The organism is Pseudomonas sp. MYb13, assembly GCF_002980075.1.
Classification (GTDB): Bacteria; Pseudomonadota; Gammaproteobacteria; order Pseudomonadales; family Pseudomonadaceae; genus Aquipseudomonas; species Aquipseudomonas lurida.
Genome location: NZ_PCQI01000013.1, coordinates 113,856 through 135,001, shown reverse-complemented (window position 1 = coordinate 135,001; position 21,146 = coordinate 113,856). Strand labels below are relative to the sequence as shown.

Here is a 21,146-nt window from a genome sequence, read left to right as displayed (position 1 = left end):
CTATCATGCGCGCGTTTTCATGACAGGACTTGCGCTACAGCAAGCCCAGTTGCCAGGAGATTCAATGAACACCCTTTTTATGCACTGCCGCCCGGGTTTTGAAGGCGAAGTCTGTTCCGAGATCGCGGAGCACGCCGCGCGCCTGAACGTTTCCGGCTACGCCAAGGCCAAGACCGGCAGCGCCTGCGCCGAATTCGTCTGTACCGAAGAAGACGGCGCCCAGCGCCTGATGCACGGCCAGCGCTTTGCCGAGCTGATCTTCCCGCGGCAATGGGCGCGCGGGGTATTCATCGACCTGCCGGAAACCGACCGCATCAGCGTGATTCTCGCCCATCTGCGCGAATTCCCGGTGTGCGGCAGCCTGTGGCTGGAGATGGTCGACACCAACGACGGCAAAGAACTCTCGAACTTCTGCAAGAAGTTCGAAGTGCACCTGCGCAAAGCCCTGCTCAACGCCGGCAAGCTGGTGGACGACCCGAGCAAGCCGCGGCTGCTGCTCACCTTCAAGAGTGGCCGCGAAGTGTTCATGGGCCTGGCCGAGTCGAACAACTCGGCAATGTGGCCCATGGGTATCCCGCGTCTCAAGTTCCCTCGCGAAGCCCCTAGTCGTTCGACCTTGAAGCTGGAAGAGGCCTGGCACCACTTCATCCCCCGCGACCAGTGGGACGAGCGCCTGCATGGTGATATGACCGGCGTCGACCTCGGCGCGGCGCCGGGTGGCTGGACCTGGCAGCTGGTCAACCGTGGCATGCTGGTGACCGCCATCGACAACGGCCCCATGGCCGAAAGCCTGATGGACACCGGTCTCGTGCAACACTTGATGGCCGACGGCTTTACCTTCGTGCCCAAGCAGCCGGTGGACTGGATGGTCTGCGACATCGTCGAGAAGCCGGCACGCAACGCCGCGCTGCTGGAAACCTGGATCGGCGAGGGGCATTGCCGCGAGGCGGTGGTGAACCTGAAATTGCCGATGAAACAGCGTTACGCCGAAGTGAAGCGGTTGCTGGAGCGTATAGAGGATGGCTTCAAGGCGCGTGGCATTCGTGTGGAGATCGGCTGCAAGCAGCTGTACCACGACCGCGAGGAAGTGACCTGCCATTTGCGCCGGTTGGAAACAGCGAAGAAACCCAAGGCCCGCTGAATCTCTGGCTGGCACCGCTCAACGGTGGGCGCTGGCTGGCGTGCGATACCGGTATAACGGTCGATATCTATGTTGAATGTGTCCGCGTCTTCGCGGGCCAGCCTGCTCCCACAGGTGAGCAGGTACGTTTTAGGAGTACATGATGAATCAGTCTGTTGATTTGCCCGTCGACGCGACATTGGACGCCACCGGCCTCAACTGCCCCGAGCCTGTGATGATGCTGCACCAGCACATCCGCGACCTGCCGCCAGGCGGTTTGCTCAAGGTGATCGCGACCGACCCGTCCACGCGCCGCGATATTCCCAAGTTTTGCGTGTTCCTGGACCACGAACTCGTGGATCAGCAGGAGCAGGCGGGCACCTACCTGTACTGGATCCGCAAAAAAGCCGACTGAACACGCCGGCTCGTACACCGGGTTATGCGCGAATGCGCCGGCGTGCACTGCGCGCCAGGCGCACCAGCAACATCCCGGCCGCACAGCTCAGGCCCACGATCAGCCCTTGCCACAAGCCGCTTGGGCCGCTGGGTTCGCCGAGCCAGTGGGTCAGGCCCAAGGCATAACCCACCGGCAGGCCCACGCCCCAATACGCGAACAAGGTCAGGACCATGGTCACCCGGGTGTCCTGGTAGCCCCGCAATGCGCCCGCCGCCGTTACCTGGATCGAGTCGCTGAACTGGAACAGTGCCGAGAACACGATCAGCATCGACGCCAAGTGAATGACCACTGGATCGGGGGTGTAGATCGCCGCAATCTGCTCGCGAAACACCAACATCAGGCTGCAGGACAGGCAGGCATATGCCAGCGCAGTGCCCATGCCCACGCCCGCCGCGAAGCGCGCTTCACGCGGCTCGCCACGCCCCAGGGCCTGGCCGACGCGCACGGTCACGGCCATGCTCAGCGAGTAGGGGATCATGAACACCAGCGAGCTGACGTTCAGCGCGATCTGATGGCCTGAGACCACGGTGGCGCCCAGGCTGCCGATCAGCAGCGCGATGACCGCGAAGATACTCGATTCGGCAAAGATCGCGATGCCAATGGGCAGGCCGATGCTCAATACACGCTTGATCACCGCCCATTGCGGCCAGTCGAAACGCTTGAACAGCTCGCTGCTCTGGTAAGCCGGGCCCCAACGGGTCCAGACGGCCAGGCCGAGCATCATCACCCACATCGCAATGGCCGTGGCCCAGCCGCAACCGACGCCGCCCATGGCCGGCACACCCAGGTGGCCGTAGATAAAGATGTAGTTCAGCGGGATGTTCAAGGCCAGGCCACACAGGCCCATCACCATGCTCGGCCGCGTGCGGCCCAGGCCGTCACTGAAACAGCGCAGCACGTAATACAGCGCGATGGCCGGCATGCCGGCCGCGATGCCGTGCAGGTAGCCCATTGAGGGCTCGATCAGGTCCGGCTCCACTTTCATCGCATGCAGGATCGGTTCGGCGCACAGCAGCAACAGCGACGCAGTGATGCCAACCACCACTGCCAGCCACAAGGATTGACGCACCAGTGGCCCGATCTCGCTGAACTGGCCGGCCCCGTAGCGCTGCGCGACTTTGGGCGTGGTGGCCAGTAGCGTGCCGGTCATCAGCAGGTACACCGGGATCCAGATCGAGTTGCCCAGGCCTACGGCCGCCAGGTCCTGGGGGCTGACGCGCCCGGCCATCACCGCATCGACAAAGCTCATCGCGGTCGTCGCCAGTTGGCCGATCATGATCGGCAAGGCAAGCGTCAACAGGCCGCGCACTTCCCGGCTGATGCGGGCGGGGCGGGTGAGGGTGGCGGTGGCAGTGTTCACGTACAGGTGTCCAATAGAAGGAAGCGCAAGGACGGCGGATTCTACGCGTTGACGCATCGGTCAGGAAAAAACCTGTGTTAGCGATTTGTAAGCGAGGGCTGCGATCCCTGTACACTGCGGGTCCGCCAAAGGAGCCTGCCATGCTGATTGTTGCCGACGAAAATATTCCGCTGCTCGATGCATTCTTCCAGGGATTTGGCGAGATTCGCCGCGTCCCCGGCCGTTCCATCGACCGCGCCACGGTCGAGCAGGCTGATGTATTGCTGGTGCGCTCGGTGACCAACGTCAACCGCGCGCTGCTGGATGGCACGAAGGTGCGCTTCGTCGGCACCTGCACCATCGGCACCGATCACCTGGACCTCGACTACTTCAAGCAGGCCGGCATCCAGTGGTCGAGCGCCCCCGGCTGCAACGCCCGTGGCGTCGTGGACTATGTGCTGGGCAGCCTGCAGACCCTGGCCGAGATCGAAGGCGCCGACCTCAATCAACGCACCTACGGCGTGGTCGGCGCGGGTGAAGTCGGCGGGCGGCTGGTCAAGGTGCTCAAGGGCCTGGGCTGGAACGTGCTGGTCTGCGACCCGCCACGGCAGATCGCCGAGGACGGCGACTACGTCAGCCTGGCGCAGATCATCGCGCAGTGCGACGTGATCAGCCTGCACACGCCACTGACCAAGTCCGGCAACGGCTCCACCTGGCACCTGTTCGACCGCCAGCGTCTCGAGCAGCTCAAGCCCGGCACCTGGCTGATCAACGCCAGCCGCGGCCCGGTGGTGGACAACGCCGCCCTGCGTGAGGTGCTGCTGGACCGCGAAGACCTGCAAGCGGTGCTGGATGTGTGGGAGGGCGAACCGCAAGTGGACGTCGACCTGGCTGACCTGTGCGTGCTGGCCACGCCGCATATTGCCGGCTACAGCCTGGACGGCAAGCAGCGCGGCACGGCGCAGATCTATCAGGCGTTCTGCGCGCACCTGGGCCAGGAGCCGAGCATTCAATTAAGCGATCTGCTGCCGCCACCGTGGTTGGCCGAGATGCACCTGAATGCCTCTACCGACCCGGCCTGGGCGCTCGCCACCCTGTGCCGCAGCGTGTACGACCCACGCCGTGATGATGCGGATTTCCGTCGTAGCCTTGTCGGGACCGTGGAGGAGCAGCGCAAGGCGTTTGACCTGCTGCGCAAGCATTACCCGGAGCGCCGCGAAATTGAGGGGTTGAAGGTGCGCATCAACGGGGAATCCGCCGCGCTCTCAGCGATAGTCTCGGCCCTGGGCGCCGAAGTCCTTTAACGCCAGGCACCGGCCTGCCGGTTTTTACCGGGCATAAAAAACCCGGCCACCAGGGCCGGGTTTGAAAGAGCGTAGGCGCTTCAGCCTTGCTGGGCAGGCTTGACCAGTCGCTGTTCCAGTTCGCTGCACGCTTGCTGGATCATCTCTTCGGTAATCTGCACTTCGCGGCCTTTCGCGTCGATGTAAGAGCAAGGCAACTGCTGCGGCTGGCGGATCACTTCAATCTTGGCATCGCTGCTATTTTGCAAGGTCATGGCCTGTCTCCTCATCAGGTTGTGTACCTATTGTAAAACCCCCGCGTGACCAGGCTGTTACAGCTCCCTGCAAGGTCATCGGCTCGAACACCCAGTCCACCAGAAACCGCTGCGGATTTCCAGCCGGGGGTTAGACCGATAGCCTCTAGGGATCAGCATCGGCGGGCATAATTAACCTGACTCATTGTTATTTACCCAAGTTCCCCCAATGTTGTGGTGTAGATACCTATCTCCCCTGCGCAGGTGATGCCCTCCATGTTCTCAGTCCGTCAACGCCGTGCGATCCGCCTGGCCAGCCGCTTCATTGCGCCCTACCGCTGGCACGCGCTCGGCGCGCTGTTGGCGCTTATCGTCACCGCCGGTATTACCTTGTCCATGGGGCAGGGTATCCGCCTGTTGGTCGACCAGGGCTTCATGACCCAGTCACCGCACCTGCTCAACCAGTCCATTGGCTTGTTCATGGTGTTGGTGCTGGGCCTGGCGGTGGGCACGTTTGCGCGGTTTTACCTGGTCTCGTGGATCGGCGAGCGGGTGGTGGCGGATATCCGTCGGCAGGTGTTCAACCACCTGATCTACCTGCACCCGGGTTTTTACGAGAACAACCGCAGTTCGGAAATCCAGTCGCGGCTGACCACCGACACCACCTTGCTGCAATCGGTGATCGGCTCCTCGCTGTCGCTGTTCCTGCGCAATGCCCTGATGGTCATCGGCGGTATCGTGCTGCTGTTTGTCACCAACCCCAAGCTCACCAGTATCGTGGTCGTGGCGCTGCCGCTGGTGTTGGCGCCGATCCTGATCTTCGGTCGGCGCGTACGCAGCCTGTCGCGCCAAAGCCAGGACCGCATCGCCGACGTGGGCAGCTATGTGTCCGAGACGCTCGGCCAGATCAAGACCGTGCAGGCCTACAACCACCAGGTGCAGGACGAACAGCGCTTCGCCGTGACCGTGGAAGACGCTTTTACCACCGCGCGTAAACGCATCACCCAGCGCGCCTGGCTGATTACCCTGGTGATCATGCTGGTGCTCGGCGCGGTGGGGGTGATGCTGTGGGTCGGCGGCATGGACGTAATCAACGGGCGCATCTCCGGTGGTGAGCTGGCGGCGTTTGTGTTCTACAGCCTGATCGTCGGCAGTGCGGTCGGCACGCTCAGCGAAGTGCTCGGCGAGCTGCAACGGGCCGCCGGTGCTGCCGAGCGCATCGGCGAGTTGTTGCAGTCGAACAACGAAATCCAGGCGCCCGCCGCCAACACCGTCCAACTGCCGGCGCGGGTCAGCGGCCGCATGGAGTTGCAAGACCTGCGGTTTTCCTATCCCTCACGTCCCGACAGCTATGCCATCGACGGCTTGAACCTGACGATCAACCCCGGCGAGACCCTGGCCCTGGTGGGGCCGTCCGGCGCGGGCAAATCGACGATTTTTGACCTGCTGCTGCGCTTCTACGACCCCCAGCACGGCCGCATCCTGCTCGAAGGCCACCCGCTGACCGAACTCGACCCCATGGACCTGCGCCGCCACTTCGCCCTGGTGTCCCAGAGCCCGGCGCTGTTCTTCGGCAGCGTCGAAGACAACATCCGCTACGGCAACCCGACGGCCACCACAGAGCAGGTCGAAGCCGCCGCGCGCATTGCCCACGCCCATGACTTCATCCTGCAAATGCCCGACGGCTACCAGACCCACCTGGGTGACGGCGGCATGGGCCTCTCTGGCGGGCAACGCCAACGGCTGGCCATCGCCCGGGCGCTGCTGGTAGACGCACCGATCCTGCTGCTCGACGAAGCCACCAGCGCCCTCGATGCCCAGAGCGAGCACCTGATCCAGCAGGCCTTGCCGCAATTGATGCAAGGGCGTACCACGCTGGTGATCGCGCATCGCCTGGCGACGGTGAAACACGCTGACCGCATTGCTGTAATGGACCAGGGCAAGCTGGTGGCCATAGGCACGCACCAGCAGCTGATTGCGAGCAACCCGCTGTACGCGCGGTTGGCGGCGTTGCAGTTCAGTGATGGGGTAGAGGAAAGCGCCTCGCACTAAGTATCACAGCCCATAAAAAATGCCCGCATTGAGAAATGCGGGCATTTTTATTGAGCGTGAAGCTTACCGCTCATCGCTGCCGTTATTACTGATCATCAAAATACCGCTCATGCCAATCCACCAACGGTTGGGGTGAATTGAGCTTCTGGCCGTAGATCACCGAATAAGACAGCACGTTCTGCACGTACTGGCGGGTTTCGTCGAACGGGATGCTTTCCACCCATACATCGAAACTCAGGTGATCCGCGCCGCGCAGCCATTGGCGCACACGGCCGGGGCCGGCGTTGTAGGCGGCAGAGGCGAGTACACGGTTGCCGTTGAACTGGCTGTGCACCTGGCTCAGGTAGGCGGCGCCGAGCTGGATGTTCTTGTCCGGGTCCAGCACTTGGGCGGGGGAGGCCAGGGGGATGCTGAACTTGCGCGCGGTTTCCTTGGCGGTGCCGGGCATCAGTTGCATCAGGCCGCTGGCGCCAACGCCGGAGCGGGCGTCGTCCATGAAAGCGCTTTCCTGGCGAGTGATCGCGAACACCCAGCTCGAATGCAGGCCGCGCACCTTGGCCTCACGCACCAGGGTATCGCGGTGGGCCATCGGGAAGCGGATGTCCAGGTCGTCCCAGTACTGCGCCTGGCTGATGGTACGGATAGCCGGGAAGTACCACTTCATGTCGTACGCCAGCTTGGCCTGGGCGACCATTTCGTCGCGGTTGAAGTGACGGCTCACGTGGTACCACTCACGGCGACCATCCACCACCTGGCCACGTGCGTAGAACTCCAGGGCGCGACGTACGCCGGGGGTGTTGCGCACCTTGTTGACCAGCGCCTGGCTCATCAGCAGCGGTTTGTTCTTCAACTGGTACGGGGCCTTGGAGCGGTCCGCCGCCAGGAACCCGTAGAAATCGCGTTCTTGCGCCAGGTGCTTGTACAGGACCAGCGCTTGCGGGTTCTTCGGCTCGGCCAATTCCAGGCTACGGGCCTGCCAGTAGCGCCAGCGGTTGGTGGTGGCCAGGTCCTGGGGAAGCTTGCGGGTCAACTGGTAGGCGTCTTCCCAGCGAGCCAGGCGCAGCAGCAGGCGCAGGCGCCACTCGGAGACGGTGTTGTCGCGCAGTTCGGGATCGTACTTGGTCATCACCTCGAGGGCGCGCGGGTCATAGCGCTTGGCCAGGGTGAGACCGATTTCGCGGGCGATCGACACTTTTTCGTCACGCGAGAAGTGCATGCTGCTGGCGTAGCCGTCGAGCAGGGCCATGGCCTTGTCGGGATCCTGGCGTGCCAGGCGGCGCAGGCCCAGGCCCACGGCGTCAGACATGGCCTCGGTGGCCGGCAGGAAGCGTGAGGGGTCGCTGAGCATGTCGGGCTTCTGCGCCACGTCCACCATCAAGCGACCTTGGGCGCCGAGGGTGGGCAGGGTTTTCACCAGGCTGTTAGCCAAGGCGTAGTTGCGCGCTTCGGCGGCGAGTTTGGCGCGATCCCAGATCTTCTGTTCAGTGAGTTGGCCGTCAGCCGCCCACTGCCCGAAGGTGACATCGCAGGCCGCCGGCTGGGACTTGCCCGTCATCCAAAGCTTTTCGGCGGTCTTGTAGCCTTCGGCCTTGAGATTGTGGGTGAGTTGGTACTGGCCGTGCAGGCAGTCCAGTTCGACGAAGTTGAGCTTGGCGTCATAGTACTTTTCAAAGGTCTGCCAGTCACCGCGTTCGGCCAGCCAGCGCAACCAGCGCAGTTTCATCCAGTTGGCCTGGGGCAGGTCGCCGTTTTTGGCGAGGAACTGCTCGATTTCCTGATTGCTCGCGGTTTTCAGGCGGGCGGTCAGTTCGTCGTAGGCCAGGTACGGCGTCAGCGGGTAGTCGGCCAGGGCCTGGCTGTATTGCATGTAGGGGCCGGTATCGCCCTTGGCCAGGGCGCGTTTGGCTTCATCGTAATATTGACGTTGGGTGGTGAGGTCCACGGCCTGGGCGGATTGAACGGCGGTGGCAGAAAGAAGCAGACAAGATAAAAGACTAAAAAGGCGACTGCGCATGAGACGTCCGTGCAGAGAAATCACGACTAGCACCGGCACCGCCGACACTGATTGCCCCTAGCTTAGCCTTTTGCCCGCAGCCTAAGAAAGCTTTGCCGGCTGGTTCGTTCAAGTTCGACGGAAATGTCCTACAGAACGTGTCGACAACGAAAATGCCGGCCGCATCCCACCCTCAACTCAGGTAGAATGCGCGCCCAGTTTTTGGAGAAGCGTATGACCCTGCTCAAATTCAGCGATGTGTCCCTTGCTTTCGGCGCTATGCCGTTGTTGGACAAGGTGTCCTGGCAGATCGCCCGTGGTGAGCGGGTGTGCATCATCGGCCGCAACGGCACCGGCAAGTCCAGCATGATGAAGCTGGTAAAAGGCGACCAGAAGCCCGATGACGGCTCTGTTTGGCGCGCCCCGGGCCTCAAGATTGGCGAATTGCCGCAAGAGTTGCCGGTGGCCGACGGACGGACAGTGTTCGACGTGGTCGCCGAAGGCCTGGACGGCGTCGGTGAGTTGCTTGCGCAATACCATCACCTGGCGCAGAACTGCGTCACCGAAGAAGACCTGGACAAGCTGATGCACGTCCAGCAGGACCTCGAAGCCCGTGACGGCTGGCGCCTGCAGCAACTGGTCGACAGCACCCTGAGCCGCCTGCAACTGCCGGCCGACAAGACCCTCGCCGAATTGTCCGGTGGCTGGCGTCGTCGCGTGCTGCTGGCCCAGGCGCTGGTGTCCGAGCCCGACCTGCTGCTGCTCGACGAACCAACCAACCACCTGGACATCGGCGCCATCGCCTGGCTCGAAGAAGCCCTCAAGGATTTCCAGGGCGCCGTGCTGTTCATCACGCACGACCGGTCCTTCCTGCAGAACCTGGCAACCCGCATCCTCGAACTGGACCGTGGTGGCCTGATCGACTGGAACGGCGACTACGCCAGCTTCCTGGTGCACAAGGAAGCCGCACTGGCGGCCGAAGAAACCGCCAACGCGCTGTTCGACAAGAAACTGGCCCAGGAAGAAGTCTGGATTCGCCAGGGCATCAAGGCCCGTCGCACCCGTAACGAAGGCCGCGTGCGTGCCCTGAAGGCCCTGCGCGTTGAGCGCAGCGAGCGTCGTGAACGCACCGGCAAGGCCAATATCCAGCTGGATACCGCCGACAAGTCGGGCAAGCAGGTGATGGTGCTGGAGAACGTCAGCTTCCATCACCCGGACGGTCCGTTCCTGATCAAGGACTTCTCCATGGTCCTGCAGCGCGGCGACCGTATCGGCCTGCTGGGCGCCAACGGCACCGGCAAGACCACCTTGCTCAAGCTGATGCTCAGCGGCCTGCAGCCGACCAGCGGCACCGTTGAAGAAGGCACACGCATCGACGTGGCTTACTTCGACCAACTGCGCCACCAGTTGGACCTGGAAAAAACCGTGATCGACAACGTCGCCGAAGGCCGCGACTTTATCGACATCGACGGCCAGAGCCGCCATGTACTCAGCTACCTGGGTGACTTCCTGTTCAGCCCGCAACGCGCGCGCACGCCAGTAAAAGCCTTGTCCGGTGGTGAGCGTGCGCGCCTGCTGCTGGCCAAGCTGTTCAGCAAGCCGGCCAACCTGCTGGTACTCGACGAACCGACCAACGACCTCGACGTGGAAACCCTCGAGCTGTTGGAAGAAGTGCTGCTGACCTTCAACGGCACCGTACTGATGGTTAGTCACGACCGGGCATTCCTCGACAACGTGGTGACCAGCACCCTGGTCTTCGAAGGCGAAGGCAAGGTGCGTGAATACGTCGGCGGTTACCAGGACTGGCTGCGCCAGGGCGGTTCGCCACGCCTGCTGGGCGTGACCGAGAGCAAATCCGGCAAGGCTGACCTCACCTCGGCAGTCGTGGCGCCTGTGGCCGCAGCTGCCGCACCGGCCCAAGAAGCGGCGCCGGCGGCCAAGAAGAAGCTCAGCTACAAGCTGCAACGCGAGCTGGAAGCCTTGCCCGGCGATATCGACGCCAAGGAACAGCAGATCGCCGCGGTAGAAGCGGAAATGGCCGACGCGGGTTTCTACCTGCGCCCGGCGGCGGAAACGGCCAAGGTCATCGCTTCCCTGGAGACGTTGAACCAGGAGCTGGAAGCGCTGGTCGAGCGTTGGGCCGAGCTGGATGCCTGAGTGATTCCAGGGCATTAAAAAACCCGGTGTTCATCTGATGAACACCGGGTTTTCTATATGGAATGCGATCCAAATGCGGGAGCGGGAAGGCCCGCTCCGGCATTGGCTCCTCACTCGTCTTACGAGGATTTGACCAGCTTCACCGCCAGAACATCGCACGGCGCACCGTGCAGCACGTCATTGGCGGTAGAGCCCAGCAGCAGCGCCAAACCGTGACGGCCATGGCTGCCGACCACGATCAGGTCGCAGCCGTGTTCCTTGGCGAGGTGGTGGATTTCCTGGCGCGGTTGGCCGTAAGTGAGGTGGGAGTTTTCCTTGGTCACTTCCGGGTATTTGAGGATCAACCGGTCCAGGCGCTCCTTGGCCTGGTCAAACTGTTGTTGCTGCAGTTGGGAAAGGTCCATGGGCACGTCGCCGCCAAAGGCCATGGCCATCGGTTCGACGATGTGCACCAGTGAGAGCTTGGCGTTGCTGGCGACCGCGAAGGCGCGGGCCCGCTTGATCACTGGATCGCACTCTTCGGTCAGGTCGACAGCGACCAGAATATGTTCGTAGGACATGGGGCGTTCCTCCAGGGGACTGCAATAGATTCAGTATGGCTGCTTTCAAGCGGATGGGGTTGCGCGAGATCAAATCCGCTCATCTAGAAAATCGGGAGTACACATATGACGGTCTGGATAGTGGTGTCAATCCTTGTGGTGGTTCTGAGCCCTCTGGCATGGCTGCGCCCGTCGCGTCATCAGAGCGGGCGCATGGCCCTGCGCATGGAGGCGCGCCGCATCGGCCTGGCCATGCAGCTGGCCCCCCAGGAATGGCCGCACTGGCTCAAGCAGGAGCCGCCCAGCCCCTGCGCGCAATACTGCCGCCCTCGGCGCGGCAGCACGCCGGCCATCTGGAGTTATTGGCAGTTGGAGCCGGGTGTGTGGGTCAATCAGTGGCGTGAAGTGTGTGTCGATGAGAAGTTGTTGCCGCATTTTGCAAAGCTGCCGGCCAACGTCTACAAGGTCGAGGCCGACAAGCAGATGATTGCGTTGTATTGGGGCGAGAAGGGCGAGGCGAGTGTGTTGGAAGACATTGATGCGCTGCTCAAGGCGCTCGCCTGAAGGCCAGGCAATAAAAAGCCCGACATCATCATCGGGCTGGAGTTGGCCAGGCAGGCCGGTAAATCTGTGGTTCCCGCGCCGGGTGTTCATCCAAGCGCATGTGGCTTGTCGCTAGCCTAGCGGCATATCCCGTTCTGTACAGTCTTTTCCCACATCTTTTCTAATATTGATTTTGTGAATATTTGAATATTGACGAGTCGCGGGCTTAGGCTCGGGGTTCTGAAATGACTGGAAAGTCGCGTTTTTCCTAGCCTTTCGAGCGATTGACAATTGCCCGGAATTGGATGAAGGTGGCGTACCCAAATCAAACGGGCGTATGAATTGAGCGTTTGTCTGTCAGACTGCTCATACAGAATCCCGACTATCGCATTGGCGGGTGTGCCTGGCGGATCGGCATGAGCATTGACGCAACTGTCAGTGTCCAACCAGAGGCCAGCGTCCAATGTGTACTGTTCAGCTTCCATATCGTGGAGATCAGTTGATGATTTACGAAGGTAAAGCCATCACGGTTAAGGCTCTTGAAAGTGGCATCGTCGAATTGAAATTCGACCTCAAGGGTGAGTCCGTCAACAAGTTCAACCGTCTAACCCTGAATGAATTGCGTCAGGCCGTAGACACCATCAAAGCAGATGCTTCGGTCAAGGGCGTGATCGTCTCCAGCGGCAAGGACGTGTTCATCGTCGGCGCTGACATCACCGAATTCGTCGACAACTTCAAGCTGCCCGATGCCGAGCTCGTGGCTGGCAACCTCGAAGCCAACAAGATTTTCAGCGATTTCGAAGACCTCAATGTCCCCACCGTGGCTGCCATCAATGGCATCGCGTTGGGTGGCGGCCTGGAAATGTGCCTGGCCGCAGACTTCCGCGTCATGTCGGCCACTGCCAAGATCGGCCTGCCTGAAGTCAAACTGGGCATCTACCCAGGTTTCGGCGGCACGGTGCGCTTGCCGCGCCTGATCGGTGCCGACAACGCGATCGAGTGGATCGCCGCCGGTAAGGAAAACAAAGCTGAAGACGCGCTGAAAGTCGGTGCCGTCGACGCCGTGGTTGCCCCGGACAAACTGGCCGAAGCCGCTCTGAACCTGATCAAGGGCGCCATCAGCGGCGAATTTGACTACAAGGCCAAGCGTCAGCCGAAGCTGGAAAAACTCAAGCTCAACGCCATCGAACAAATGATGTCGTTCGAAACCGCCAAGGGTTTCGTGGCTGGCCAGGCCGGCCCGAACTATCCGGCACCGGTTGAAGCGATCAAGACCATCCAGAAGGCCGCCAACTTCGGTCGCGACAAAGCCCTGGAAGTGGAAGCGGCAGGCTTCGTCAAACTGGCGAAGACGTCGGCTGCACAGAGCCTGATCGGCCTGTTCCTGAACGACCAGGAGCTGAAGAAAAAGGCCAAGGCGTACGACGAGATTGCCCGCGACGTGAAACAGGCTGCCGTACTCGGCGCCGGTATCATGGGCGGCGGTATCGCCTATCAGTCGGCGTCCAAAGGCACGCCGATCCTGATGAAAGACATCAACGAGCACGGTATCGAGCAGGGCCTGGCAGAAGCCGCCAAGCTGCTGGTCGGTCGTGTGGACAAAGGTCGCATGACCGCTGCGAAAATGGCTGAAGTGCTCAACGGCATTCGTCCTACGCTGTCCTACGGTGATTTCGGCCACGTCGACCTGGTGGTCGAGGCCGTTGTCGAGAACCCGAAGGTCAAGCAGGCGGTACTGGCTGAAGTCGAAGCCCAGGTCAAAGACGACACCATCCTGGCCTCGAACACCTCGACCATTTCCATCTCGCTGCTGGCCAAGGCCCTCAAGCGTCCGGAAAACTTCGTCGGCATGCACTTCTTCAACCCGGTGCACATGATGCCGCTGGTGGAAGTGATCCGTGGCGAGAAGTCCAGCGAGCTGGCCGTTGCCACCACCGTTGCCTACGCCAAGAAAATGGGCAAGAACCCGATCGTGGTCAATGACTGCCCGGGCTTTTTGGTCAACCGTGTGCTGTTCCCGTACTTCGGCGGTTTCGCCAAGTTGGTCAGCGCCGGCGTGGACTTCGTACGCATCGACAAGGTCATGGAAAAATTCGGCTGGCCGATGGGCCCGGCGTACCTGATGGACGTGGTCGGCATCGACACCGGTCACCACGGTCGCGACGTAATGGCTGAAGGCTTCCCGGACCGCATGAAAGACGACCGCCGCTCGGCGATCGACGCGCTGTACGAGGCCAAGCGCCTGGGCCAGAAGAACGGTAAGGGCTTCTATGCCTACGAGGCCGACAAGAAGGGCAAGCAGAAGAAAGTCGCCGACCCGTCGGTGCACGAAGTGCTGGCTCCGGTCATCTACGAACAGCGTGAGGTGTCTGACGAGGACATCATCAACTGGATGATGATCGCCCTGTGCCTGGAAACCGTGCGTTGCCTGGAAGACGGCATCGTCGAGACCGCCGCTGAAGCCGACATGGGCCTGGTGTACGGTATTGGTTTCCCTCCATTCCGTGGTGGTGCACTGCGTTACATCGATTCCATCGGTGTGGCTGAGTTCGTTGCCCTGGCTGACAAATACGCTGATTTGGGCCCGCTGTACCACCCGACCGCGAAGCTGCGTGAAATGGCCAAGAATGGCCAGAGCTTCTTCGGTTAAGCGCCCAGACGACTAGAGCGAGAATATTTATGAGCTTGAATCCAAGAGACGTGGTGATTGTCGACTTCGGTCGCACACCGATGGGCCGCTCCAAGGGCGGCATGCACCGCAACACCCGTGCCGAAGACATGTCGGCACACCTGATCAGCAAAGTGCTGGAGCGCAACACCAAGGTCGACCCAAACGAAGTCGAGGACGTGATCTGGGGCTGCGTCAACCAGACCTTGGAGCAGGGCTGGAACATCGCGCGCATGGCGTCGCTGATGACCCAGATCCCGCACACTGCGGCCGGCCAGACTGTCAGCCGCCTGTGCGGTTCGTCGATGAGCGCGCTGCACACCGCTGCCCAGGCGATCATGACCGGCAACGGTGATGTGTTCGTGGTCGGTGGCGTGGAGCACATGGGCCACGTCAGCATGATGCACGGTGTCGATCCAAACCCGCACATGTCGCTGTACGCGGCGAAAGCCTCGGGCATGATGGGCCTGACCGCGGAAATGCTGGGCAAAATGCACGGCATTACCCGCGAAGCCCAGGACGCGTTCGGCCTGCGTTCCCACCAACTCGCCCACAAGGCGACCGTGGAAGGTAAGTTCAAGGATGAAATCATCCCGATGAACGGCTATGACGAGAACGGTTTCCTGAAACTGTTCGACTACGACGAAACCATTCGTCCGGATACCACCCTGGAAAGCCTGGCAGCGCTCAAGCCTGCCTTCAATCCAAAGGGCGGCACCGTGACAGCCGGTACTTCGTCGCAAATCACCGACGGTGCCTCGTGCATGATCGTGATGTCGGCGCAGCGTGCCCAGGACCTGGGTATCCAGCCGCTGGCCGTGATCCGTTCGATGGCCGTGGCGGGTGTGGACCCGGCGATCATGGGCTATGGTCCAGTACCGGCCACACAAAAAGCCTTGAAGCGCGCGGGCCTGACCATCAACGACATCGACTTCTTCGAGCTCAACGAAGCTTTCGCCGCACAGGCCCTGCCAGTGCTGAAAGATTTGAAAGTGCTCGACAAGATGAATGAGAAGGTTAACCTGCACGGCGGCGCGATTGCCCTGGGCCACCCATTCGGTTGCTCCGGTGCACGTATCTCCGGCACTTTGCTTAACGTGATGAAGCAAAATGGCGGCAACCTCGGGGTAGCCACCATGTGCATTGGTCTCGGCCAAGGCATTTCCACCGTCTTCGAACGCGTCTAAGCGTTGGGTTGACGGAAGCCGGGGCCCAGTGCCCCGGTTTTTGTTTTTTGGCGGTTTTGTATTTTTTTTTTAACAAATTTTGTAAGAGGGCCAGAGCATGAAAGTCGAACCAGGGCTCTACCAGCATTATAAAGGTCCGCAGTACCGTGTTTTCAGTGTGGCGCGGCACTCCGAGACCGAAGAAGAAGTGGTGTTTTACCAAGCACTGTATGGCGATTACGGCTTTTGGGTGCGCCCACTGAGCATGTTCGTAGAGACTGTCGAAGTTGACGGCGAGCAGGTCCCGCGCTTTGCTTTGGTCCAGGCCGAACCCAGTCTTTTTTCAGGGCAATAACGGCAGGTCGCGCAGAATGCTGCGCTTGACCTCACCTTGTTGCCACTATATATAGCGTTGCCGCGACAGGCGCCAACTGCCTTTCACTTCTCGAATTCAGGAATTTTCCGATCCATGGGCAAATCGCTGGTCATTGTGGAATCCCCGGCTAAGGCCAAGACCATCAACAAGTACTTGGGCAACGAGTACGTGGTGAAGTCGAGTATCGGCCATATCCGAGACCTGCCCACCAGCGGTTCGGCTAGCGCCAGCAAGGAGCCTGCCGCCAAGCGCGGCAAGGCCGCTGCAGGCGAAGGTCCGGTACTCACCCCTAAAGAGAAAGCGCGCAAGCAGCTGGTCTCGCGCATGGGTGTGGACCCGGAACATGGCTGGAAGGCCAAGTACGAAATCCTTCCCGGCAAGGAAAAGGTCATCGAAGAGCTTCGCCGGCTCGCCAAGGATGCCGACACCATCTATCTCGCGACGGACTTGGACCGCGAAGGGGAAGCCATTGCCTGGCACCTGCGGGAAGCCATTGGCGGTGACGACAGCCGCTACAAGCGCGTGGTGTTCAACGAGATCACCAAGAAAGCCATCCAGGAAGCCTTTTCCAAGCCGGGCGAGCTGGACATCGACCGCGTCAATGCCCAGCAGGCCCGGCGCTTCCTCGACCGTGTCGTGGGCTACATGGTCTCGCCACTGCTGTGGGCCAAGATCGCCCGTGGCCTGTCCGCCGGCCGTGTGCAATCGGTTGCAGTGAAGCTGGTGGTGGAGCGTGAGCGCGAGATCCGTGCGTTCATCCCCGAAGAGTACTGGGAAGTCCACGCCGACCTCGGTACCGCCAAGGGCGCCAACGTGCGCTTCGAAGTGGCCCGCGAGAAAGGCGAGGCCTTCAAGCCGCTGAACGAAGCCCAGGCCATGGCCGCGCTGGAAAAGCTCAAGGCGTCCAGCTACAGCATCGTCAAGCGTGAAGACAAGCCGACCAGCAGCAAGCCGTCGGCGCCGTTCATCACCTCCACCCTGCAACAGGCCGCGAGCAACCGCCTGGGCTTTGGGGTGAAGAAGACCATGATGATGGCCCAGCGCTTGTACGAAGCCGGCTACATCACCTATATGCGTACCGACTCCACCAACCTGTCGGTGGACGCGGTCGCCATGGCGCGTACTTATATCGAGAGCGAATTCGGCAAGAAGTACCTGCCGGAGAAGCCGAACGTCTACAGCAGCAAGGAAGGCGCACAGGAGGCTCACGAAGCGATTCGTCCTTCCGACGCCAACACCGAGCCAAGCAAGCTCAGTGGCATGGAGCGCGACGCTGAGCGCCTCTACGAGCTGATCTGGCGCCAGTTCCTGGCTTGCCAGATGCTGCCGGCGCAATACCTGTCCACCACCGTGAGCGTGGGCGCAGGCGACTTCGAGTTGCGTGCCAAGGGCCGTATCCTCAAGTTCGACGGCTACACCCGTGTGATGCCGCAGATCGCCAAGCCTGGCGATGATGACGTGCTGCCGGACATGGCCCAGGGCGATACGTTGAAGCTGATCAAGCTCGACCCGTCCCAGCATTTCACCAAGCCGCCGGCGCGTTACTCCGAAGCCAGCCTGGTCAAAGAGATGGAAAAACGCGGTATCGGTCGGCCCTCGACCTACGCGGCGATCATCTCCACCATCCAGGACCGCGGCTACGTGGCACTGCACAACCGTCGCTTCTATTCGGAAAAGATGGGCGACATCGTCACCGAGCGCCTGTCCGAGAGCTTCTCCAACCTGATGGACTACGGCTTCACCGCCGGCATGGAAGAGAACCTCGATGACGTCGCCCAGGGCGAGCGTGACTGGAAAAACGTGCTGGACGAGTTCTACGGCGACTTCAAGAAGAAACTCGAAGTGGCCGAAAGCCCTGAGAGCGGCATGCGCGCCAACCAGCCAGTGATGACTGATATCCCGTGCCTGACCTGCGGCCGTCCGATGCAGATTCGCACCGCGTCCACCGGCGTGTTCCTCGGTTGCTCGGGCTACAGCCTGCCGCCGAAAGAACGCTGCAAGGCCACGGTCAACCTGGTGCCGGGCGATGAAATCGCCGCGGACGACGAGGGTGAATCCGAGTCGCTGGTACTGCGTGGCAAGCACCGCTGCCCGATCTGCAGCACGGCGATGGACGCCTACCTGCTCGATGAGAAGCACAAGTTGCACATCTGCGGTAACAACCCGGATTGCGACGGCTACGAGATCGAAGAGGGCAGCTACCGCATCAAGGGCTATGAAGGCCCAAGCCTGGAGTGCGACAAGTGCGGCAGCGAGATGCAGCTCAAGACCGGCCGTTTCGGCAAGTTCTTCGGTTGCACCAACCCGACGTGCAAGAACACCCGCAAACTGCTGAAAAGCGGTGACGCAGCGCCGCCGAAGATGGACCCGGTGAAGATGCCTGAACTCAAGTGCGAGAAGGTCAACGACACCTATATCCTGCGTGACGGCGCTTCGGGGTTGTTCCTGGCGGCCAGCCAGTTCCCGAAAAACCGCGAGACCCGTGCACCGCTGGTGCTGGAAATCGTGCCGCACAAGGACGAGATCGATCCGAAGTACCACTTCCTGTGTGAAGCGCCGAAGAAGGACCCGGACGGTCGCCCGGCCGTGATCCGCTACAGCCGCAAGACCAAGGAGCAGTACGTGCAGTCCGAAGTGGACGGCAAGCCTACCGGCTGGAAAGCGTTCTACGACGGCGGTAAGTGGAAGGTCGAGGACAAGCGCCAGGGCGCTTGATCGACAAATCTGCGCAATACAAAGGCCGCCTGCATAGGCGGCCTTTTTCTTTGCGCTTGCAGTGCGCTCAGCTGATCCGTGACACTGTTAAGCCAGCATCACGCTATTCGTTGTGGAGATTGCCGTCATGGCCAACGAACTCTATACCCGTACCAATCAGAAAATTTACTTCGCGGGTTTGTCCCTGGAAGCCCTTGGCCGCGCCGAGGAAGGGCGGGAGATGAATGCCATTGCGCTGGTCCAGGCAGGTCGTGAAGCAGCGTTGTTCCACCTGTATGGCGCCTTGCTGGGCCTGTGTCATGAAATCGCCGGGTTCTATCGCCTGCCCCAAGCCGGTTCGCCGCGCGCAGAAATGATCATGAATCGCGACGTGCTGGACACGATGGCGATCCCTGAACTGGCCGAGCTGGTAGAAATGGCTCAGAGCCCCGATAGCTGGATCGCCCGCTTGCTCAAGGCACATGCCGATATGTTCCAGCCGCCGCGTGTTCCCCATGTGCCCAAGGGGGATGTGACCCAGCCGTTGATCGTGGCGGTTGCGGTGGAAGAGGAAGAGCCCAAGCCGTTGAGCCGGGAAGAGCTGGAAGGCTGGCGCCAGGCGCTGAAGAAGATGGCACTGCGCTTTCGCGAAGGCCTCAATGAGTGCTGAGGCGGCGCCGCTGATGTACACCCGTCAAACTGGGGTGGCGGGCTTGCTCGCGTAGGCGCAGTGCCAGTTGCTTGTGGGGCACTGATCACCACCTTCGCAAGCAAGCCCCATCCCGCATTTGAAGCGAGTCATCCCGGCACCATTCATCAAGCCGGCGAGAAACCTGGGCAGATCCTCAGCGAAACGCAACGGATGACTGATATAATCCCGGCCTTTCGTGGAGAACAGACTTTTATGCCGACGTCCTTTCTGGAAATTGTTGAGTTGCCTGACGGCCGAATCGAGCTGCGCCGGGCTGAGGACGAGGGTTCTCTGGTTATTCTGGATTTTTCCGAGGACGCCAAGGTGTTCCTGCAGGGCCAACACGTGGAAGTGGCTAAAGCCATGTTGAGCGTGGGTGTGCAGATGGCAGGTCGCCTGGCGGAAGGCGAGCCGGAGAAAGAAGACGGGCCGCGGGTTCTTCACTGAGCCCATTGGTCGCTTTGTGTGCTGTGTGTTGCAGATCGGCTTCTCAATCCTGAAGAAGCCTTGCGTCCATCGCGGGCACTGACATTCAAGGGTCAGCGAGCCGCGAGTGCTGACGCTTCTTGTTATCCCAATCGAATATTCAAGCTCTGAGCATCGCCCGTACGTGCGGCGCTGATCAGCTGCTGCTTGGCCGTAGCATTCAGCGGGTTCAGCCAGCTCACCACGGTGTGGCTACGGCCCAGTCGCAAGGCCTCGCAGGTCAACTGCTGGGCACTTTGTGCGCCACGCGGTTGCAGCAACAGGATGCGCTCGCGGTTGAGGCCAGCGTCCCGCAGCCAGGCCTGGGTGAGGCTGGCGGGCGGGGCGATCAGCGTCAGCCAGCGGGCGTCCTGCTCTTCGCTCAATTCGCGAAGGATTGGCGCCAACAGGCTCAGGCAGCTCCCAGCTGCACCGCGCAACGACAATTCACTGAACGCCTCAGGCTCGGCGCTCCAGGGCGCTTCGATCGTTTCCTTGAGGATGGGCGCAAGGGGTTGGGCCATGAAGGCCTCGAACAGCGACAGTTGTGTTTGTTGTGGGGTGTGCACGAGCTGCATGATGCCTCCTTTAGCGGCGAATGACGCCGACGCTCAAGCCTTCGATCACCAGGTCCTGATCTTTCAGGTTCACTTCAATCGGGGCGAACTCAGGGTTCTCGGCCAGGAGCCAGACCTTGCTGCCTTCGCGCTTGAAGCGTTTAACGGTGACTTCATCGCCGATACGGGCCACGACGATCTGGCCATTACGGGCTTCGCGGGTGGTGTGGACGGCCAGCAGGTCGCCGTCGAAGATGCCCACGTCCTTCATGCTCATGCCATGGACCCGCAACAGGTAGTCGGCGCGAGGATGGAAGAAAGTCGGGTTGATGTTGCAGGACTCTTCGACGTGCTGCTGTGCCAGGATCGGCGCACCAGCGGCGACGCGACCGATGATCGGCAGGGTCGATTCGTCGGCCTTGGCTTCGAAGCCAGGGATGCGAATACCGCGCGAGGCACCTGGCGTCATCTCGATCGCGCCTTTGCGAGCGAGGGCCTTGAGGTGTTCTTCGGCGGCGTTAGGGGACTTGAACCCCAGTTCCAGCGCAATTTCCGCTCGTGTCGGCGGGTAGCCGTTATCATCGAGGCAGCGCTTGATAAAAGCCAGAATCTCAGCTTGGCGTGGCGTCAGTTTTAGCATGTTGATCGCTCTGTCTTTTTATACAGTGACTGGGATTATATACAGTGGACTGCGCTTGGCAATCATCCTTTTCAGTCCCTCCGCTGGACGGTCACCCGGGACGCTTCCTACAAGGCAGAGATAGCGCTGCCTACAGACCCGTAGGGATGTGA

Annotated in this window: 18 protein-coding genes; 12 read left to right on the top strand and 6 right to left on the bottom strand. The window is 61.2% G+C overall.

The window, feature by feature from the left end; genetic code table 11:
- Window positions 1-64 precede the first annotated feature (64 nt).
- Entirely contained in the window at window positions 65-1,141 is a 1,077-nt protein-coding gene (gene rlmM, locus CQ002_RS21445; RefSeq protein WP_034102534.1) for a 23S rRNA (cytidine(2498)-2'-O)-methyltransferase RlmM, read from the top strand.
- A gap of 142 nt (window positions 1,142-1,283) precedes the next feature.
- Complete coding sequence (tusA, locus tag CQ002_RS21440) at window positions 1,284-1,535, top strand: sulfurtransferase TusA (RefSeq protein WP_034102535.1); 252 nt, start codon at window positions 1,284-1,286, stop codon at window positions 1,533-1,535.
- Window positions 1,536-1,557: 22 nt separating this feature from the next.
- On the opposite strand, the gene CQ002_RS21435 is transcribed toward tusA, so the two are convergent.
- Window positions 1,558-2,937, bottom strand: a complete 1,380-nt coding sequence (locus tag CQ002_RS21435; protein ID WP_034102536.1) for an MATE family efflux transporter — start codon at window positions 2,935-2,937, stop codon at window positions 1,558-1,560.
- 140 nt (window positions 2,938-3,077) lie between these two features.
- Here CQ002_RS21435 and pdxB point away from each other — a divergent pair, with 140 nt between their 5' ends.
- Entirely contained in the window at window positions 3,078-4,220 is a 1,143-nt protein-coding gene (pdxB, locus tag CQ002_RS21430; protein WP_105161823.1) for a 4-phosphoerythronate dehydrogenase PdxB, read from the top strand.
- An 80-nt stretch (window positions 4,221-4,300) separates the two neighbouring features.
- Here the strand turns inward: pdxB and CQ002_RS28355 are convergent, their stop codons facing one another.
- The gene (locus CQ002_RS28355; RefSeq protein WP_014717504.1) at window positions 4,301-4,474 is read right to left on the bottom strand and encodes a PA1571 family protein; all 174 of its coding nucleotides are present in this window, start codon (window positions 4,472-4,474) and stop codon (window positions 4,301-4,303) included.
- A gap of 246 nt (window positions 4,475-4,720) precedes the next feature.
- On the opposite strand from CQ002_RS28355, the gene CQ002_RS21425 reads away from it, so the two are divergent.
- Window positions 4,721-6,505 carry an ABC transporter ATP-binding protein/permease gene (locus CQ002_RS21425; RefSeq protein ID WP_164441099.1) on the top strand — a complete coding sequence of 595 codons (1,785 nt, stop codon included), beginning with the start codon at window positions 4,721-4,723 and terminating at the stop codon, window positions 6,503-6,505.
- 85 nt (window positions 6,506-6,590) lie between these two features.
- Here the strand turns inward: CQ002_RS21425 and CQ002_RS21420 are convergent, their stop codons facing one another.
- Window positions 6,591-8,519, bottom strand: a complete 1,929-nt coding sequence (locus CQ002_RS21420; RefSeq protein WP_034102539.1) for a transglycosylase SLT domain-containing protein — start codon at window positions 8,517-8,519, stop codon at window positions 6,591-6,593.
- 213 nt (window positions 8,520-8,732) lie between these two features.
- On the opposite strand from CQ002_RS21420, the gene CQ002_RS21415 reads away from it, so the two are divergent.
- Window positions 8,733-10,655 (top strand): ATP-binding cassette domain-containing protein, encoded by a 1,923-nt coding sequence (locus CQ002_RS21415; protein WP_034102540.1) that lies wholly within the window; start codon window positions 8,733-8,735, stop codon window positions 10,653-10,655.
- A 119-nt stretch (window positions 10,656-10,774) separates the two neighbouring features.
- Here CQ002_RS21415 and CQ002_RS21410 read toward each other — a convergent pair whose 3' ends face one another.
- Window positions 10,775-11,215 carry a universal stress protein gene (locus tag CQ002_RS21410; protein WP_034102541.1) on the bottom strand — a complete coding sequence of 147 codons (441 nt, stop codon included), beginning with the start codon at window positions 11,213-11,215 and terminating at the stop codon, window positions 10,775-10,777.
- Between the two features lie 105 nt (window positions 11,216-11,320).
- On the opposite strand from CQ002_RS21410, the gene CQ002_RS21405 reads away from it, so the two are divergent.
- From CQ002_RS21405 to CQ002_RS21375, 7 genes are all read left to right on the top strand, one after another.
- Window positions 11,321-11,758, top strand: a complete 438-nt coding sequence (locus CQ002_RS21405) for a hypothetical protein (protein WP_105161825.1) — start codon at window positions 11,321-11,323, stop codon at window positions 11,756-11,758.
- 481 nt (window positions 11,759-12,239) lie between these two features.
- On the top strand, window positions 12,240-14,387 hold the full coding sequence (gene fadB, locus CQ002_RS21400; protein ID WP_034102543.1) for a fatty acid oxidation complex subunit alpha FadB: 2,148 nt from the start codon (window positions 12,240-12,242) through the stop codon (window positions 14,385-14,387).
- Between the two features lie 29 nt (window positions 14,388-14,416).
- Window positions 14,417-15,592: an acetyl-CoA C-acyltransferase FadA gene (fadA, locus tag CQ002_RS21395; protein ID WP_016971415.1), complete on the top strand. Its 1,176-nt coding sequence runs from the start codon at window positions 14,417-14,419 to the stop codon at window positions 15,590-15,592.
- Window positions 15,593-15,689: 97 nt separating this feature from the next.
- Complete coding sequence (locus CQ002_RS21390) at window positions 15,690-15,926, top strand: DUF1653 domain-containing protein (RefSeq protein WP_028619417.1); 237 nt, start codon at window positions 15,690-15,692, stop codon at window positions 15,924-15,926.
- 114 nt (window positions 15,927-16,040) lie between these two features.
- A complete protein-coding gene (topA, locus tag CQ002_RS21385) occupies window positions 16,041-18,662 on the top strand; it encodes a type I DNA topoisomerase (RefSeq protein WP_034102544.1) in 2,622 nt (873 codons plus the stop codon).
- A gap of 127 nt (window positions 18,663-18,789) precedes the next feature.
- The gene (locus CQ002_RS21380) at window positions 18,790-19,311 is read left to right on the top strand and encodes a DUF6586 family protein (protein ID WP_034102545.1); all 522 of its coding nucleotides are present in this window, start codon (window positions 18,790-18,792) and stop codon (window positions 19,309-19,311) included.
- Window positions 19,312-19,545: 234 nt separating this feature from the next.
- Entirely contained in the window at window positions 19,546-19,779 is a 234-nt protein-coding gene (locus CQ002_RS21375) for a hypothetical protein (RefSeq protein ID WP_010212068.1), read from the top strand.
- A gap of 122 nt (window positions 19,780-19,901) precedes the next feature.
- On the opposite strand, the gene sulA is transcribed toward CQ002_RS21375, so the two are convergent.
- Together sulA and lexA are read right to left on the bottom strand one after the other, a co-directional pair.
- Window positions 19,902-20,375 carry an SOS-induced cell division inhibitor SulA gene (gene sulA, locus CQ002_RS21370; RefSeq protein ID WP_105161826.1) on the bottom strand — a complete coding sequence of 158 codons (474 nt, stop codon included), beginning with the start codon at window positions 20,373-20,375 and terminating at the stop codon, window positions 19,902-19,904.
- A 10-nt stretch (window positions 20,376-20,385) separates the two neighbouring features.
- Window positions 20,386-20,994: a transcriptional repressor LexA gene (gene lexA / locus CQ002_RS21365; protein ID WP_003172575.1), complete on the bottom strand. Its 609-nt coding sequence runs from the start codon at window positions 20,992-20,994 to the stop codon at window positions 20,386-20,388.
- Window positions 20,995-21,146: the final 152 nt, after the last annotated feature.

Excerpts from the sequence above, each read along its gene's own strand:
- rlmM (WP_034102534.1), top strand. The coding sequence starts at position 65 with ATGAACACCCTTTTTATGCACTGCCGCCCGGGTTTTGAAGGCGAAGTC.
- tusA (WP_034102535.1), top strand. The coding sequence starts at position 1,284 with ATGAATCAGTCTGTTGATTTGCCCGTCGACGCGACATTGGACGCCACC.
- pdxB (WP_105161823.1), top strand. The coding sequence starts at position 3,078 with ATGCTGATTGTTGCCGACGAAAATATTCCGCTGCTCGATGCATTCTTC.
- CQ002_RS28355 (WP_014717504.1), bottom strand. The coding sequence starts at position 4,474 with ATGACCTTGCAAAATAGCAGCGATGCCAAGATTGAAGTGATCCGCCAG.
- CQ002_RS21425 (WP_164441099.1), top strand. The coding sequence starts at position 4,721 with ATGCCCTCCATGTTCTCAGTCCGTCAACGCCGTGCGATCCGCCTGGCC.
- CQ002_RS21420 (WP_034102539.1), bottom strand. The coding sequence starts at position 8,519 with ATGCGCAGTCGCCTTTTTAGTCTTTTATCTTGTCTGCTTCTTTCTGCC.
- CQ002_RS21415 (WP_034102540.1), top strand. The coding sequence starts at position 8,733 with ATGACCCTGCTCAAATTCAGCGATGTGTCCCTTGCTTTCGGCGCTATG.
- CQ002_RS21410 (WP_034102541.1), bottom strand. The coding sequence starts at position 11,215 with ATGTCCTACGAACATATTCTGGTCGCTGTCGACCTGACCGAAGAGTGC.
- CQ002_RS21405 (WP_105161825.1), top strand. The coding sequence starts at position 11,321 with ATGACGGTCTGGATAGTGGTGTCAATCCTTGTGGTGGTTCTGAGCCCT.
- fadB (WP_034102543.1), top strand. The coding sequence starts at position 12,240 with ATGATTTACGAAGGTAAAGCCATCACGGTTAAGGCTCTTGAAAGTGGC.
- fadA (WP_016971415.1), top strand. The coding sequence starts at position 14,417 with ATGAGCTTGAATCCAAGAGACGTGGTGATTGTCGACTTCGGTCGCACA.
- CQ002_RS21390 (WP_028619417.1), top strand. The coding sequence starts at position 15,690 with ATGAAAGTCGAACCAGGGCTCTACCAGCATTATAAAGGTCCGCAGTAC.
- topA (WP_034102544.1), top strand. The coding sequence starts at position 16,041 with ATGGGCAAATCGCTGGTCATTGTGGAATCCCCGGCTAAGGCCAAGACC.
- CQ002_RS21380 (WP_034102545.1), top strand. The coding sequence starts at position 18,790 with ATGGCCAACGAACTCTATACCCGTACCAATCAGAAAATTTACTTCGCG.
- CQ002_RS21375 (WP_010212068.1), top strand. The coding sequence starts at position 19,546 with ATGCCGACGTCCTTTCTGGAAATTGTTGAGTTGCCTGACGGCCGAATC.
- sulA (WP_105161826.1), bottom strand. The coding sequence starts at position 20,375 with ATGCAGCTCGTGCACACCCCACAACAAACACAACTGTCGCTGTTCGAG.
- lexA (WP_003172575.1), bottom strand. The coding sequence starts at position 20,994 with ATGCTAAAACTGACGCCACGCCAAGCTGAGATTCTGGCTTTTATCAAG.